The sequence below is a fragment of the Reichenbachiella faecimaris genome, assembly GCF_900176375.1.
GTDB classification, from domain to species: Bacteria; Bacteroidota; Bacteroidia; order Cytophagales; family Cyclobacteriaceae; genus Reichenbachiella; species Reichenbachiella faecimaris.
The window spans coordinates 678,566-694,355 of sequence record NZ_FWYF01000003.1; the positions used below are offsets into that span (position 1 = coordinate 678,566).

The following is a 15,790-nucleotide window of genomic DNA, read 5'->3' on the forward strand; positions in this document are numbered from 1 at the left end:
CTATATTGATAACTGAACAAAACCAATCAACATGATCAAAAACATCATAATAGGAGTTCTTTCCTTATTCATTGTATTCTTTGTTGTCTATGCCAACATCAAAGCCAAAGAGGCTGAAAAACAAGTAGCAATGGCTCAATCAAATCTAGAATTGGCAGAAGAGAACGCAGCTTTAGCTAAGGCAGAGGAGAAAAAAGCTACGGAAGCGGCTGCTATGGCTTTAGTTGAACAGCAAAAAGTGCAAAAATTAAGAGAGCAATTGGAAGATTGTAAAAAGTAGCTGAAAATGAAAAAGAACCTATTAATAATCTTCTTAGTACTCCTGGTGGCCTTCCTGGGAACCTTTGCTAATATCAAATCGAATGATGCCGACAAGCAAAAAATTATGGCCTTGGAAAACAAAATCCTTGTGCTGGAGAACTACGAAAAGGCTAAAAAGGAAGAACAAAAGGCTGCCAAAGCTGCAGCTATGGCTAGAATCCATCAGCGAAGAGCTGACGAACTGACTTATGAGCTTGAAATCTGTGAATAGGAACTAAGCTTTCTGTGCTCTGCTGCCTAGTTTTATAACTTCTAAGTCTTTGGGTTTTCCAGCTTGAAGTGTGAACCTTAGCAGGGTGCGCTCTTTATGGAAACCATGTCTGCCAGCAGCACCAGGATTCATAAACAATACACCCGGCCGTTTAGGGTCATGCATCACCGTGAGGATATGAGAATGCCCACAAATGAAAAGCTGAGGCATCCATTTGTTAATAAGTGGTCGAACTCTTGGATTGTATCGAGGAGGTTTGCCACCGATATGAGTCATCCATACACGCACACCTTCGCATTCAAATTTTTGATCTTCAGGAAACAGCTGTCGTACGTCCTGGCCGTCAATATTGCCATATACGCCTAGGGTGGGCTTAAACGCTCCTAATTGCTCAATAATCTCCACAGTTCCCACATCTCCAGCATGCCATATCTGATCTACTTCTTTGAAGTATTCAAAGACTTTTGGATCTAAAAATCCATGAGTATCAGAGATCAGTCCTATGCGCAATTTTTATTAGTTTTGATGGTGAACAATTTCCTGTAGAGATCCGATGAGATGGTCTAACCCGCCAGATATCAAAACTCGAAGTTGGCACTTTTTTCTAATTAAACAACGACACTATGCCCATACGTAGACCTTTCAATTTACAAAAATGGATCGATGACAATCGAGACCTGCTCAAACCGCCTGTAAGCAACAAAAATTTGTATGTAGAAGCCGAAGATTATATCGTCATGATCGTGGGTGGACCTAATGCCAGAAAAGATTATCACTACAACGAAACCGAAGAACTCTTTTATCAACTGCAAGGAGATATTACAGTAAGAATTCAAGAAGACGGTCAGGCGGTTGACATAGATATCAAAGAGGGAGAAATGTATCTCCATCCTGCGAAGGTACCACACTCCCCCATTCGTGGCGAAAATACAGTGGGGTTGGTGATTGAGCGTAAGCGAAATCGAAAAATGGACGATGGGTTGATGTGGTTTTGCGACAAGTGCAACACCAAGCTACATGACACCTATTTCTACCTCACCAATGTAGAAAAGGACTTTCAGCCTAGATTCAAAGAATTTTATGCTTCTGAAGATTTGCGTACCTGCAAAAAATGCGGCCACGTGATGGAAACCGACCCTCGTTTCGTTTAATCTATAAAAGCTGGGTAGGTGAAAAATTGGTGGCGATGTGGGTTTGGCCTTGCGCCTTTAAATTTTTCTTGATTTTTATCTACTTTTTATTAAGAAAAAGTAGAGGCCTCTTCGGCCTGAGGAGGGGCTCTGCAATAAAATAAACTTCTGTATCTTCTATTTATTCAAGGTTTTCATTAACATATTTTTTGCCATATATGCAATACCAAAACACCATATCCTTCGCCCTCAACTGCGACAAAAACGACCCTCTAAAATCTTATAGAGATCAATTTCACATCCCCCAGCATAATGGGCAAGACTGTATTTACCTCGTAGGAAACTCCCTTGGCCTGCAGCCAAAGTCAACTCGAAGCTATATCGAACAAGAACTAAAAGACTGGCAAGACTTAGGCGTAGAGGGGCATTTTGATGAAAGGGCCACACGTCCATGGTTTCATTATCACAAATTCCTAAAAAGTCATTTGGCCAAACTGGCGGGTGCAAAAGAAATGGAAGTGGTGTCTATGAATAGTCTCACGACCAATTTGCATTTGATGATGGTGTCTTTCTATAGACCTACAGCCAAACGATTTAAGATTATCACTGAAGCAGGTGCTTTTCCATCCGATCAATACGCCTTAGAAACCCAATTGCATTTTCATGCAAATAAGGGTGGAGAACGGCTTTTTGAGCCAGAGGAGGCATTAGTAGAATTAAAGCCCAGAACTGGAGAAGAAACACTCAGAACTGAAGATATCCTAGCAGCTATTGATGAGCATAAAGATCAATTGGCCTTGGTCATGATGGCAGGTGTACAGTACTATACGGGCCAATTATTCAACATCCAAGAGATTACTAAAAAGGGGCACGAATGTGGCGCTTTGGTGGGGTTTGATTTGGCCCATGCCTTTGGCAATATACCACTTAACTTGCATGGTGATGGCGTAGACTTTGCTGTCTGGTGCTCTTACAAGTATTTGAATTCAGGACCAGGAAGTGTGTCAGGGGTTTTCGTACATGAGCGGCATGGCAGCAATCCTGATTTGCCTCGTTTTGCTGGCTGGTGGGGTCATGATGAGTCCAAAAGATTTCAAATGAAAAAAGGCTTTATCCCAATGGCTGGGGCTGATGCCTGGCAGTTGAGCAATGTGAATGTATTGCCAAGTGCTGCCCATTTAGCCTCACTGGAAATCTTCTCTGAAGCGGGTATTGAAAATCTTCGACAAAAAAGCATCCTTCTTACAGGATTCATGGAATTCTTATTGAACGACCTAAACCGTGGCGGAGAGAAAATTAAAATCATAACACCTAGAGACCCTGATCAACGAGGTGCACAGCTTTCACTTTGTTTATCTACTGGGGGAAAAGACTTGTTTAACCAATTGGGTGAAAATGGGATTATAGCGGATTGGCGAGAACCTAATGTGATCCGTGTGGCTGCCGTCCCGATGTACAATTCCTTTGAAGACGTTTGGAAATTTGTAGAGAAACTTAAAAAACTACTTTCCTGAAGAAATAGCAGAGCACATAAATACGTAGAATTTGTATGAATTATTAAATTAACTACGTAAATATTTGTCATTACTTAGATAAACTACGTAATATTACGTATTAATTCTAAGATATGGAAAAGATCATAGTTATTGGCAATGGAATGGTAGGGTACAAGTTTTGTGAAAAACTGCGTACCAAGGCTCCCAAAGAGCAATTTTCAATAAAAGTATTTGGCGAAGAGCCCAATGTGGCCTATGATAGAGTACATCTCAGCGAGTACTTTTCTAACCAATCTGTCTCTGATTTGGAGATGGCACCTCGAAGTTGGTACGTAGAAAATGACGTCGAGCTGATTACAGGTGAGCTCATTATCAATATAGACCGCCAGAATAAAAAAGTAACCAGCCATACTGGGCTAGAGGCTTCTTATGATAAATTGGTTTTAGCCACAGGATCTAGCGCATTTGTACCGCCTATCAAAGGTTCGGAGATGCAAGGGGTTTTTGTCTACAGAACCATTGAAGATTTGGAAGCCATTATTGAATATGGCAAGACCTCCAAAAAGGCGGCTGTATTAGGTGGGGGATTATTAGGCCTTGAAGCAGCCAAAGCCATGCTGGATCTGAAGCAGGAAACTCATGTCATAGAATTTGCTTCTAGATTGATGCCTCGTCAGCTTGATCAGGCTGGGTCGGATTCATTGAAGTCGAAAATGGAAGATCTTGGTGTGAATATTCACATGAATAGAAACACTGCCAGTATTCTAGGAGAGGATAAGATGACGGGCCTGGAATTTACGGACGGTCAACTGATGGCGGCAGATATGCTCGTGATCTCATGTGGAATCAAACCAAGAGATGAGCTGGCTATGCAATGTGGACTTGAAGTAGGGCAAAGAGGAGGAATAGTAGTTAATGACCTCCTGGAAACTACTGATAAAGCTATTTATGCCATTGGTGAATGTGCCTTGCACAAGAATTTTATCTACGGTTTGGTAGCTCCTGGATATGAAATGGCTGATGTAGTGGTGGATCAATTGTTAGGTGGAGAAGAGAAGGTTTTCGAAAGCTATGACATGTCTACAAAGTTGAAGTTGATAGGCGTGGATGTGGCAAGTTTTGGTGACGCCCTTTGTGAAAATACACCACACAAGCCCATCGTCTTTGAAGACAAATTAGAAGGTATATACAAAAGAATCAACATCTCTGAAGATGGCAAGTCATTGCTAGGAGGTATATTGGTTGGAGATGCAGAGGCGTATGGCATGTTGCTACAAGTCACGCTAAACGGTATGGCCTTGCCTCCAAATCCAGAAGATTTGATACTGGGGAGCAGAGGAGGCGAAGCAGCCGAAATGGAACTGCCAGATACCGCTCAAATCTGTTCCTGTGAGAACGTAACTAAAGGGGACATCTGCAAAGCAGTTGTGGAGCAGAATCTCGAAAACATCGCAGACGTAAAGACTTGCACCAAAGCGGGGACTGGCTGTGGTGCCTGTACGCCTATGGTAACGGACATTTTCAACGACCAGTTGAAATCCATGGGCAAGACGGTCAAAAAGGTGCTATGCGAACATTTCGATTATTCTCGTCAGGAGTTGTTCGATTTGATCAAAGTAAAGGGAATCAAGAGCTACGATGACCTCCTGGATGCACATGGATCGGGCGATGGTTGTGAAGTTTGTAAGCCAGCAGTGGCTTCTTTGATGGCGAGTATTTGGAATGAGTTGATTCTGAATCAAGATACGATTCAAGATACGAATGACAGATTCTTAGCCAATATCCAAAAGGGAGGGTCGTACTCTGTGGTACCTAGAATCCCAGGCGGAGAAATCACACCGGACAAATTGATTGTGATTGGCCAAGTGGCTAAGAAATACGACCTCTACACCAAAATAACGGGCGGTCAGCGCATTGATTTGTTTGGAGCATCAGTGAACCAGTTGCCAGATATATGGGAAGAGTTGATAGAGGCGGGCTTCGAAAGTGGACATGCCTATGGTAAGTCATTAAGAACTGTAAAAAGCTGTGTAGGTTCGTCCTGGTGTAGATATGGTTTGCATGATTCGGTTTCATTTGCCATCCAAGTAGAAGAAAGATACAGAGGACTGAGGTCTCCACACAAACTGAAAAGTGCAGTATCAGGATGTAGAAGAGAGTGCGCAGAGGCATTGAGCAAAGATTTCGGAATTATTGCGACAGATTTAGGATGGAACCTCTACGTATGTGGAAATGGTGGCGCCAACCCACAGCATGCACTTCTGCTTGCAGGAGATATAGACTCAGAAACCTGCCTCAAGTACATAGATAGATTCTTGATGTTCTACATCAAAACGGCAGAACCACTGAACAGAACAGCTACTTGGTTGAACAAGTTGGAAGGGGGTATAGAGTATTTGAAACAGGTCGTGGTTGAGGATTCATTAGGCATTGGAGTTGATCTTGAAAGAGAAATGGATTTCATGGTAGACACTTACAAGTGCGAGTGGAAAGAAGTCGTAAACAATCCTGAATTAAGAAAGAAATTCACCCATTTCGTAAATGCGGATATTCTCGACCCTACCATGAAATTCGAAGATTTTAGAGGACAAAAGAAACCAGTGGACTGGGACAAAGCATTGGTAGAAAGCAAATAATTAGGCAATGACTGAAACATTAGAATATAAAACGGTAACAGTTCAAGAAGTAGGGACTTGGGTTCAAGTGGCAGTCGAAAAAGACTTTCCATCCAATGGAGGTGTTTGTGCAGAGCATAAAGGATTGCAAGTAGCAGTTTTCAACTTCTCTAGGAGAAATGAATGGTATGCCACGCAAAACCTTTGTCCGCACAAGCAGCAAATGATTCTTAGCAGAGGCATGCTGGGTTCTGAAGGTGAAGAACCTAAGGTGGCCTGCCCATTTCACAAGCAAACCTTCTCGCTCAAGAATGGCAAAAACCTAAATGGCGATCATTGTGCCTTGGCTACGTATCCTGTTAAAATAGAAAATGGGTATGTTTACGTAGGATTTAAAAACTAAGTCAGTAGAATTGATAATTTTTGCATCAAAGTAATAACACTTGAAAAAGACGCAAGCACTAAGTAAACTGGTTAGAATATTTATGGCAGCTTCAGTAGGAGTTGCCTTTTTTGCCGTTATTGGCCAGTTTTTACTTTTGGATTACCTAGAGGCTAAAGCCATCCAACAACCACAGCTATTACTTATTGGGGCAGTAGTGCTACTGATAATAATGGTTTTTTCAGTAGCTATGAGGCCCGCTTATTTAGAATTTAAGTCCATCTACGCAGCGCTAATTGAGTCAGAAGAGTCTGCCAAACGTATGACTCAGGAGTTGAATAAATTGTATAATGAACTAGGAAAGTCCTATCAAGATCTGGAGGCAGTCAACCTCGTGTCGGCAGACCCAACTATCCTGATGAAGCTAAATCCTGACGGTGAAATCGTTTATCTATCCGATCACTTTAAACAGATCATGTCAGTCAATGGAGAAGGATTTGCCAGCAATCTGTTCGATTGGTTCAAGGAAGAAAATCTGAATGATGACTTTATCACCAGCTTGCGAAACATACTCTCCAGAGGAGAGGCTTGGAATGGTGAAATAAATGTCACAGATTTAGATGGTGATTTGATTTGGTTGGACCTATCTATGCAGCCAGTCACCAACGGGAATTCTGGAGAAACAAAAATATTGGCCATTGGGCGAGATGTCACTGAAGTAAAAGAAGCCAAGCAACGCTCAAGAGAAATCAACCGCGAAGCCATTGAAAAACGCGTGAAAGAACAGCAGTATCGATCCGTGTTGATTCTGGAAGGACAAGAAGAAGAAAGAAAGAGAATCTCGCAAGAAATACACGATGGCATTGGTCAGATGTTGACTGGATTGAAGTTGAACCTGGAAGGCATCACACCCTCTGATTCTCCGCACATGAAGAAAAGAATCAGGGATACCAAAGACTTGATGAAGAGTGTGATCAAGGAAGTTCGCCGGGTGTCTTTCAACTTGACACCAAGTAGTTTGGTGGATTTTGGCATCACGCCAGCTATGAAAAAAATCAGTCAAGAAGTCACAGCTCTCTCAAAAACGGTAGTTGAATTCGACAACAAAACCAACTTCATCAATAGACTTGATAAAAACGTTGAAACTAATCTCTACCGCATCGTGCAGGAGGCAGTAAACAACGGCATTAAATATGCACAAGCCGACAAAATTGTGATTAGCTTTGAGCACAACCCATCGCACCTCATTGTGGTCGTCGAAGACAATGGAAAGGGCTTTGAGTTTGAAAGGCTAGAGAAAACCGGGCACTTTGGTGCGTCCGGACATGGTATTTTTAATATGAAAGAAAGAGCGGCCTTTATTAATGGTTCTTTCGATATTCAAACAAAACTCGGGGTAGGTACAAAAATTATTATCAAACTACCTTTAAGCTAGACTTATGGATACGATAAAAGTAATCTTAGCTGACGATCATGTCATAGTTCGAAACGGAATCAAAATTTTGCTCGAAAGTGAGGGTGAAGTAGAGGTGATCGCGGAGGCCTCCAATGGACAAGAAGCCGTTGATAAAGTGAAGCAGCTGAAGCCAGATATTTTGATTTCTGACATTCGCATGCCGATCATGAATGGACTAGAGGCTACTGCCGAATTGAAAAAGGTATCTCCAGATACCAAGACCTTAATTCTTTCCATGCATGATGATGAAGAATACATTATCAAAAGTGTGGAGTGTGGGGCTTCTGGTTATTTGCTCAAAGACACCACCAAGGAGGAATTCGTCAAAGCACTCAGGAGTATTTTGGAAGGACATAAGTATTTCAGTGGCGATATTTCTGACGTCTTGGTCAATGGTTATTTGAATAAAAATACAGGAGGGAGTGCCTCTTCTAGCGACTCTGGTACCATGGTGAAAACAGATTATCATATCACCAAAAGAGAAAAACAGATTCTACAGCTTGTCTACGAAGGACACAGCAACAAAGAAATTGCAGATGAACTCGGCAAGAGCATCCGTACCATCGAAACTCACAGATTCAACATTATGAAAAAACTGGGAGTAGGCAATATCACAGAGCTCATCCGAAAAATCGACAGCGAACCTTATATTATCAGTTAATTATTTCTCTTTGAATCTTTTGGGGCGTCATCATCCGATTTATTCGGATGATCCGTAAGTACAAACAGCTGTAGTTGCTGATCAGCTTACATAATTCAGGCAGATAGCCCGAATTTATATTGGGATACCATTTTTCGCCTTTGTTGGTGTTGTCACCAACAACTCTCAAAAGAAATCTGAATGGTAAGCTTACTATACCAAAGTGAGAAGATTTCTCTACTCCGCTTCGGCTCCATTGCGAAATGACAAAAAAAGACTACAAGCTCAGAGTCGTTATAGAGCAGTAGAAATTGTGAATTATCAATCAAATTAATTACGTATTTATACGTAATTAATTCTTGAGAAATACGTACTTTTGTTCATGACTCTGAAAACAATCGGAGTTTGGTTCAAAACCAATGGATATGAGTGCGTCACAAAAGAACCTTCTGGTAAAAGCTAAGACAACCTGCTCCTATTGTGGTGTAGGCTGTGGTATTGATGTAGAAGTCAATAAAAAGGGAATCATTGAACTTGAAGGTACACCTGACCATCCAGTGAATCGAGGCATGCTTTGTTCGAAAGGGCGTAGCCTAAACTACGTAGTTCAGGATCAAAGTGACCGCCTGCTTTATCCTCAGATGAGAGGGTCGAAGCATCACCCCTTAGAAAGGGTGCGCTGGGATGCGGCCATAGACCGTGCAGCAGCCGTATTCAAGACCTTTATAGAAAAGCACGGGCCAAATTCTGTGGGATTTTACATCTCAGGTCAGTGCCTGACTGAGGAGTATTACTTAGTCAACAAATTGACGAAAGGTTATATAGGCACCAATAATATCGACACCAATTCCAGGCTTTGCATGAGTTCGGCAGTGGTAGGCTATACCAAGACTTTAGGTGAAGATGCCGTGCCCATTGCTTATGAAGACATTGAGCTGGCAGACTGTTTTCTTATTGCTGGTGCAAATCCAGCCTGGTGTCACCCAATTCTATTTAGAAGAATCGAGCAGCACAAAGAGCAAAATCCTGATACCAAGATCGTAGTAATCGATCCGCGAGTGACCGATTCTTGTGCCTTAGCTGATTTGCATTTGCAACTGACTCCTGGCACTGATGAGACCTTGCTTCATGCCATTGGTCGTGTTTTGATTGAAAATGGTAATTTCGATTTGAAATTCATCCAGAGCTATACCGACGGTTTCGAAGATTATAAAGAAAAAGTATTCAAGACCACCTTGGAGGAAGCGGCTGCGATTTGTGATGTGCCCGTAGATCAAATCCAGCTAGCTGCTCAGTATATTGGTGATGCCAAAGGTTTTTTGTCCCTCTGGACAATGGGCTTGAACCAAAGTACACAAGGGGTCAACAATAATTTGGCTTTGATCAATTTGAACCTGATCACTGGTCATATTGGCAAACCGGGTTCAGGACCCTTCTCTTTGACAGGTCAACCTAATGCCATGGGGGGAAGAGAGGTAGGAGGTATGGCTTCTTTACTTGCGGCTCATCGCGTGCAAGGCAATGCTGATCACAGAAAAGAGGTCGCGGACTTTTGGGGAGTCGAATCTATGCCAGATCAGCCTGGATTGACAGCCACACAGATGTTTGACGCACTTGATTCTGGTGAAATGAAGGCTATTTGGATCATCTGTACCAATCCTTCTGTCAGTATGCCAAACGCGGATTTAGTAGATCGAGCTTTGAAAAAAGCCAAGTTTGTGGTGGTACAAGATATCTCTTCAAGATCTGATACTGCGAAATATGCGGATCTGCTATTGCCTGCTGCCGGATGGCTCGAAAAGGAAGGCACGATGACCAATTCGGAACGTAGAATCAGCTACTTGCCCAAAGTAGTGAGCGCACCTGGCGAAGCCTTGTCAGACAATGAAATTCTGATCCGTTTCGCACGTCGCATGGGTTATGAAGGATTCAATTTCCATTCTATAGAAGAAATATATGCAGAGCATTGTCTACTGACCAAAGGGACTAATATTGATATCTCAGGGTTGACATATACAAGGCTAAAAGCTGCTGGCACCATGCAGTGGCCAGTGCCATCTGTAGATCACCCTGGCACACCTCGCCTGTTTGAGGACAAGAAATTTTATACACCATCTGGTAAAGCACAGATTTTGCCTGGAGGCAATAAAAATGATGGAGATCAGCTTTCAGAAGAATATCCATTGATCTTGACCACTGGTCGTATCCGCGATCAGTGGCACACGATGACTCGCACAGGCAAGGTGAATAAACTGAACAAGCATATTCCAAAGCCATTTTTGGAAATAAACCCAGAAGATGCCAAGGCCAAGGGCATAGAAGAGGGTATGCCTGTAGTAGTGAAAAACGATCGGGGCGAAGTGCGTGTGAATGCTCAGATTACAGAAAAGATTAAAAAAGGAGTGGTATTCCTTCCTATGCACTGGGGCAAAATACTTCAAAACACCTTCGGCAGAGCTAATAACATGACCAGTAAGGTTTTTGATCCTACATCAAAGCAGCCAGGATTCAAATACTCGGCTGTGAGTGTAGAAAAGTACACCAAGCCAAAAGAAAAGATCGTGATCGTAGGAGCAGGCGCTGCCGCTTATCGCTTTATCAATTCTTATCGCGCACTCAATACAGTGGACGAAATCCATGTTTTCTCGAAGGAGGAATACCCATTCTACAATCGCGTGCTTTTGCCGGAATATGTGAACGAGCATAAGGAATGGGAGGATCTTTTGAAATTCAAATATGGTGAGTTTGAGGAGCTCAATGTGGTATTACACCATGCTACTAGTATAGACAATGTAGATAAAGTGAAGCAAACAGTCACAGACTCCAATGGGCTAACGCATAGTTATGACAAGCTGATTTTGGGTACGGGATCCAGGGCTTTTGTGCCAAACAACATTCCAATGGAATTGCCAGGTTTGTTTACCATGCGAGATCGACACAGTGCGGACGGATTAAAAAAATATATTGACAACAAAGGCCACGTGTTGATCGTGGGGGGTGGCCTACTGGGACTGGAACTGGCTTCTGCACTGAGAGAGATAGACGTGGAAGTGTCTATTGTGCAGTTGTCCACCCGTCTGATGGAACGCCAGCTCGATACCATGGCAAGTACTTTGCTTCGCCAAATGATCGAAGAAATGGGCGTACATGTGTACACCAATGACGAAGTGCACAATATCAACGTACGGGGCGAAAGAGATATCAAAATTGACCTGAAAAGTGGAAAGAAAATCGACTGTCAGGCAGCCGTATTTGCTATAGGTACCAGACCCAACGACCAACTGGCCAGAATCGCCAACTTGAAATGTGGACGTGGTATTATCGTAAACGACTACATGCAGACCAGTGATGAAGCGATCTATGCCATTGGCGAAATCGCGGAGCACAACCAAAAACTCAATGGTACGACTGCTGCAGCTGAGGATCAAGCCGACATTGCTGGCAGGCACCTGGCGGGAGATTTAAGCGCCTTATACTCGGGTACAGTACCCATGAATATCCTCAAGTTTCCAGATCTGGACCTTTGCTCAATTGGGATGCCGGATGCGCCACTGAGTATGACGGATTATGATGAAATTATCTTCATTGATAAGTCCATGAAGTATTACAAAAAATGCATCATTCATCAGGATCGATTGATTGGGGCAGTACTTATGGGAGACAAAGCTGAGTTTGCCGAATTCAAGGAACTGATCGAGAATGAAGTAGAGCTGTCAGAAAAGAGAAAAGAACTGTTGCGCTCTGGGCAAGCAGTGGAACCCATGCTGGGTCGTCTGGTATGCTCTTGCAGCAATGTAGGCACGGGCAATCTGGAAAAAGCCTTTGATGGCGGGTGTGGTACTTTGGCAGAAGCCTGCCAGGCCACTGGCGCTGGGCTGGGCTGTGGCAGTTGCAAAGGAGAGGTACAGCAGATGCTCAAGAAGCATTTGGAGCAAAAAGAAGTTGAGCTCGTTTCCTGATTCATTTATATTTGAAGCAAAGTATTAAACATGGAGAAAAAAAATTTGGTCAGGGTATTTGTGAAGGGTGGTATACTTTCTCCTGGTGACTTTTTGCAGATTTTGACAACAGCTAAAGAGCTGGGGACAGAATTTATCCATCTGGGTTCACGTCAGGACATTCTTTTTCCGGCGAAAGACCAGAGTAAGGCACTGCTTCAAAATATATTCAAGTCCATCAATACCGAGTACGAGATCAATGAATTTACCCACCAAAACATTGTGAGTTCGTACGTGGCGTTGGATGTGATGCCCAACAAAAAATGGCTCGTGCCGCATGTCTACCACTACATACTTGACAGTTTCGACTTTAGAGCCAAATACCGTATCAATCTGGTAGATCCTTCGCAGAGTATGGTGCCATTGTTTACAGGCAATATCAACTTTATCGCGACGAGCACGGATAATTATTGGTACATGTACTTGCGCTTGAAGCAATTCAATAACTTGCCCATTCCCTACGCAAAAATCATTCATGGCTATGATTTGGCCAAAGCAGCATTAGCGCTAAATGAATTGGAGCTCAATGACGAATCACTTTCAGCTGAGGATATTTTTTCGGCCGTAGACCAATTGGAAATCAATACGCTCAATCCAGTCGAAGATTTGAATTTTCCCGAACCCGCATTCCCATATTATGAGGGCTTAAATCGTGAGCCGGGAGGTAATTATTGGCTGGGGATATACTGGAGAAACAATAAGTTCTCGATCAACTTTCTTATAGCCCTATGCAAAAGATGCATGGAAACCAACGTGGGTAAGATCAGTTTGACGCCGTGGAAATCTTTGATTGTCAAAGGTATAGAAGAGAACTATTTGGTGGGCTGGGAAAAACTCATGGGACGGTTTGGTATCAACATGAGGCACTCGTCGCTGGAGCTCAACTGGCACTTGCCAGTATTGAGCGACGAAGCTCTGGAACTCAAAAACTATCTGGTTCGTGCCCTGGATCAGCAGGATATCAGTACTTCTGGCTTGACCTTTACCATAAAGCCAAACGACGACATTTACCTTTTTACGTCCGTAGTGATTGAGATCAATACAGCAGAGGGAGATGGAAGCAATACGTACAATATCCTGTATGCCAAGAGCTTCAATCCAAACTCTGCTGAGTACGTCACTTACGTGAAAAACGTGACAAAAAATGTACTGCCGGCCTTGTTGATGGAGCTGAGTGTGATGTATTTCGATCAGATAGACGACCAACCAAAAGCAGCTACCAAAAAAGAAGTAGCACCAAAAGCTGCGCAAGTTTCAGAGCGCTATCAGTGCAAGCACTGCCTGACCATCTACGATGCGCAGTATGGCGACGAAGCTGCTGATATCGCTCCTGGTACCTTGTTCGACAAGCTCCCAGATTCTTATATCTGCCCGACTTGCGAGGCCAAGAAGCAAGAGTTTGTGGTGGTTTAAGGCAGTTCTTGGGTAAATAAACCTGTAAGGTTTTAAAAACCTTGCAGGTTTCGTCTACGGAGGCAGGTGGGTCAGTTATCCATTTTTTTAAATGCTTATAAACGTATATAAATGTTTATTTCAATACTTAAGTTAATCATTTTGCAGTATTTGCCTTATGGTTCAGCACAACTCGAACAAGTCTATTACGCTTAAGCATTTAGCCATTGGGGGCAAGCGCTATATTGGTATCAAATTTTATCCTGATAAGGTGCTACAGGCATTAGTAAAAGACTTATCACAAATTGGTTGGAGCAACAAATTCCAAATGACAGTGTTACCCAATAATAAAGAAAACTTGCATCTGATTTGTGAAAAATTTAAAGGTGTGGCCTGGATCAATACACAACATTTTTTCATAAATAGACCCGTCAATCACGGTAATGAAAAACTTTCAGTGGACGCCTATAGGAAAAGACCGCCAAAAAATGGGTGGCGCTACTGTCCTGAAGAGTATTATCAAAAACTGGAGATCAGAAAATATTCAATCCATACCGCTAGGTCATACATAGGGATGTTCGAAAAGTACATCAACCACTTCTCCAAGTCTCAGGATTTGATGTCACTAGACGAACTGGATATAAAAAAATACATCCAACATCTGGTGCAGCAGAGCAAATCTGACAGCTATATCAATCAAGCACTAAATGCCATAAAGTTTTACTATGAGGTAGTCAAAGGGATGCCAAATAGATTCTATGATGTGGAGCGACCTATCAAATCTGAAACCCTGCCCAAAATATTGAGCCAACAGCAGGTACTTAATATCATTGAAAATACCACCAACCTAAAACATCGCTGTATAGTAAGTTTGCTTTATTCTTCCGGCATAAGGAGGGGTGAGTTGGTAGCCTTGAAATTGGGAGATATCATAAGCGATCGTATGCTCATCCGAGTAAATAGAGGAAAAGGGCGAAAGGATAGGTATACTTTACTAAGTGAGACCATTCTGAATGACTTGAGAATTTACTTTAGGCAATACCGCCCACAAAAATATTTGTTTGAATGTAAGCCAGGGATTCAGTATTCGGCCAGCAGTGTAGGTAAAGTAGTAGCCAAAGCTGCCGAAAAAGCCCGAATTTTAGAACGTGTCACCCCGCATATGTTACGTCATTCCTTTGCCACTCATTTGCTGGAGAATGGAACAGATCTGCGACAAATCCAAACATTGCTGGGGCATAATTCTCTAAAAACAACAGAACTGTACACTCATGTGGCTATAAAAGGGATGAACACAATAAAAAATCCCTTAGATTTGAAAAAACACTGAAGGTATATCACGCACTAGTGCGTGATATACGGATGTTATGCGCAAATGTGCTAATCAGAAAACTATGAGGTACTTGAACATTATTGCGATTCTTTGGATTCTGAACTCTTGCAGTACCCCGAACTCCAAAACTGCCAACGATGAAACTCCAATGGATTCAGTAACGGTCGAACAAGCAATTCTAACTGAACCAACATTGGAATCCGATATGGCATCCGAACAAGAAATTGAAGAGGAACTACCTGTAACATTTGACTCAACTGGAAGACCAAGCCGACCAGTTTTCAAGAACGTTCAAGTTGACACCTCTGAACTCTTTGGCATTTGGACTGTAGACCCAACTGGCCCGCATGCGGATTTTGTGCTATCGAAAGAGGGCTACTACGTTGTAGACTCTGACGGAGGGGGAACCGTTCCTTTCATCTTAGACGGAAAAACCCTGACACTTTTCAACGAAGAATTTAAACAAGACTTAGAAATTCTTTCAACTAAAAACGACTCGTTGCGAACATATATTAAAGAGTACGATTACGAAGCGACATATACAAGATGGAAGAATTAAAGCGCATAACAGACGCTGATCGGGCATATGTCTCAGTGCTTTCTGACTGGTTTCAGTGCAATTCGACCGTGAATCTGCCGCTGAGAATCGGCAGTGCTTTCTACTTACTTCTGCTCGCAGGATTTTTAGTCTTTCAGAGCGCAGTGCCATTTGGAACCGTTGTGAGCTTCGGCAGATTTCACTACTTTAGTGCTATTCCCCAGCTGTGGACATACGCCCGATAGCTGGTCGTTATGATCAATTTCGGAACTCAAAAA

13 protein-coding genes are annotated in these 15,790 nt (G+C 42.6%); 12 read left to right on the forward strand and 1 reads right to left on the reverse strand.

Annotated features, from left to right (window positions below; translation table 11 throughout):
- Positions 1-31 precede the first annotated feature (31 nt).
- Together B9A58_RS15625 and B9A58_RS15630 are read left to right on the forward strand one after the other, a co-directional pair.
- Positions 32-280, forward strand: coding sequence for a FeoB-associated Cys-rich membrane protein (locus B9A58_RS15625; RefSeq protein ID WP_084373806.1), 249 nt, complete (start codon positions 32-34; stop codon positions 278-280).
- A gap of 6 nt (positions 281-286) precedes the next feature.
- Positions 287-532, forward strand: coding sequence for a hypothetical protein (locus tag B9A58_RS15630; RefSeq protein WP_084373807.1), 246 nt, complete (start codon positions 287-289; stop codon positions 530-532).
- 3 nt (positions 533-535) lie between these two features.
- Here the strand turns inward: B9A58_RS15630 and B9A58_RS15635 are convergent, their stop codons facing one another.
- The gene (locus tag B9A58_RS15635; protein WP_084373808.1) at positions 536-1,042 is read right to left on the reverse strand and encodes a metallophosphoesterase family protein; all 507 of its coding nucleotides are present in this window, start codon (positions 1,040-1,042) and stop codon (positions 536-538) included.
- 113 nt (positions 1,043-1,155) lie between these two features.
- Here B9A58_RS15635 and B9A58_RS15640 point away from each other — a divergent pair, with 113 nt between their 5' ends.
- The 10 genes from B9A58_RS15640 (at position 1,156) to B9A58_RS15685 (ending at position 15,533) form a co-directional block, all read left to right on the forward strand.
- Positions 1,156-1,683, forward strand: coding sequence for a 3-hydroxyanthranilate 3,4-dioxygenase (locus B9A58_RS15640; RefSeq protein WP_084373809.1), 528 nt, complete (start codon positions 1,156-1,158; stop codon positions 1,681-1,683).
- A 197-nt stretch (positions 1,684-1,880) separates the two neighbouring features.
- The gene (kynU, locus tag B9A58_RS15645; protein WP_084373810.1) at positions 1,881-3,176 is read left to right on the forward strand and encodes a kynureninase; all 1,296 of its coding nucleotides are present in this window, start codon (positions 1,881-1,883) and stop codon (positions 3,174-3,176) included.
- A gap of 113 nt (positions 3,177-3,289) precedes the next feature.
- Complete coding sequence (gene nirB / locus B9A58_RS15650; RefSeq protein WP_084373811.1) at positions 3,290-5,794, forward strand: nitrite reductase large subunit NirB; 2,505 nt, start codon at positions 3,290-3,292, stop codon at positions 5,792-5,794.
- Positions 5,795-5,801: 7 nt separating this feature from the next.
- Complete coding sequence (gene nirD / locus B9A58_RS15655; protein ID WP_084373812.1) at positions 5,802-6,176, forward strand: nitrite reductase small subunit NirD; 375 nt, start codon at positions 5,802-5,804, stop codon at positions 6,174-6,176.
- 40 nt (positions 6,177-6,216) lie between these two features.
- The gene (locus B9A58_RS15660) at positions 6,217-7,590 is read left to right on the forward strand and encodes a PAS domain-containing sensor histidine kinase (RefSeq protein WP_084373813.1); all 1,374 of its coding nucleotides are present in this window, start codon (positions 6,217-6,219) and stop codon (positions 7,588-7,590) included.
- Between the two features lie 4 nt (positions 7,591-7,594).
- Positions 7,595-8,272, forward strand: coding sequence for a response regulator transcription factor (locus B9A58_RS15665; RefSeq protein ID WP_084373814.1), 678 nt, complete (start codon positions 7,595-7,597; stop codon positions 8,270-8,272).
- 404 nt (positions 8,273-8,676) lie between these two features.
- On the forward strand, positions 8,677-12,210 hold the full coding sequence (locus B9A58_RS15670) for a nitrate reductase (RefSeq protein ID WP_084374012.1): 3,534 nt from the start codon (positions 8,677-8,679) through the stop codon (positions 12,208-12,210).
- A gap of 30 nt (positions 12,211-12,240) precedes the next feature.
- Positions 12,241-13,662 carry a rubredoxin domain-containing protein gene (locus tag B9A58_RS15675; RefSeq protein WP_084373815.1) on the forward strand — a complete coding sequence of 474 codons (1,422 nt, stop codon included), beginning with the start codon at positions 12,241-12,243 and terminating at the stop codon, positions 13,660-13,662.
- Positions 13,663-13,819: 157 nt separating this feature from the next.
- Complete coding sequence (locus B9A58_RS15680; protein ID WP_084373816.1) at positions 13,820-14,971, forward strand: tyrosine-type recombinase/integrase; 1,152 nt, start codon at positions 13,820-13,822, stop codon at positions 14,969-14,971.
- Positions 14,972-15,035: 64 nt separating this feature from the next.
- Positions 15,036-15,533 (forward strand): hypothetical protein, encoded by a 498-nt coding sequence (locus tag B9A58_RS15685; RefSeq protein WP_139793923.1) that lies wholly within the window; start codon positions 15,036-15,038, stop codon positions 15,531-15,533.
- Positions 15,534-15,790 lie beyond the last annotated feature (257 nt).

What these genes read in the sequence shown, in the direction of transcription:
- B9A58_RS15625 (WP_084373806.1), top strand. Translation starts at nt 32, where the DNA reads ATGATCAAAAACATCATAATAGGAGTTCTTTCCTTATTCATTGTATTC.
- B9A58_RS15630 (WP_084373807.1), top strand. Translation starts at nt 287, where the DNA reads ATGAAAAAGAACCTATTAATAATCTTCTTAGTACTCCTGGTGGCCTTC.
- B9A58_RS15640 (WP_084373809.1), top strand. Translation starts at nt 1,156, where the DNA reads ATGCCCATACGTAGACCTTTCAATTTACAAAAATGGATCGATGACAAT.
- kynU (WP_084373810.1), top strand. Translation starts at nt 1,881, where the DNA reads ATGCAATACCAAAACACCATATCCTTCGCCCTCAACTGCGACAAAAAC.
- nirB (WP_084373811.1), top strand. Translation starts at nt 3,290, where the DNA reads ATGGAAAAGATCATAGTTATTGGCAATGGAATGGTAGGGTACAAGTTT.
- nirD (WP_084373812.1), top strand. Translation starts at nt 5,802, where the DNA reads ATGACTGAAACATTAGAATATAAAACGGTAACAGTTCAAGAAGTAGGG.
- B9A58_RS15665 (WP_084373814.1), top strand. Translation starts at nt 7,595, where the DNA reads ATGGATACGATAAAAGTAATCTTAGCTGACGATCATGTCATAGTTCGA.
- B9A58_RS15670 (WP_084374012.1), top strand. Translation starts at nt 8,677, where the DNA reads ATGAGTGCGTCACAAAAGAACCTTCTGGTAAAAGCTAAGACAACCTGC.
- B9A58_RS15675 (WP_084373815.1), top strand. Translation starts at nt 12,241, where the DNA reads ATGGAGAAAAAAAATTTGGTCAGGGTATTTGTGAAGGGTGGTATACTT.
- B9A58_RS15680 (WP_084373816.1), top strand. Translation starts at nt 13,820, where the DNA reads ATGGTTCAGCACAACTCGAACAAGTCTATTACGCTTAAGCATTTAGCC.
- B9A58_RS15685 (WP_139793923.1), top strand. Translation starts at nt 15,036, where the DNA reads ATGAGGTACTTGAACATTATTGCGATTCTTTGGATTCTGAACTCTTGC.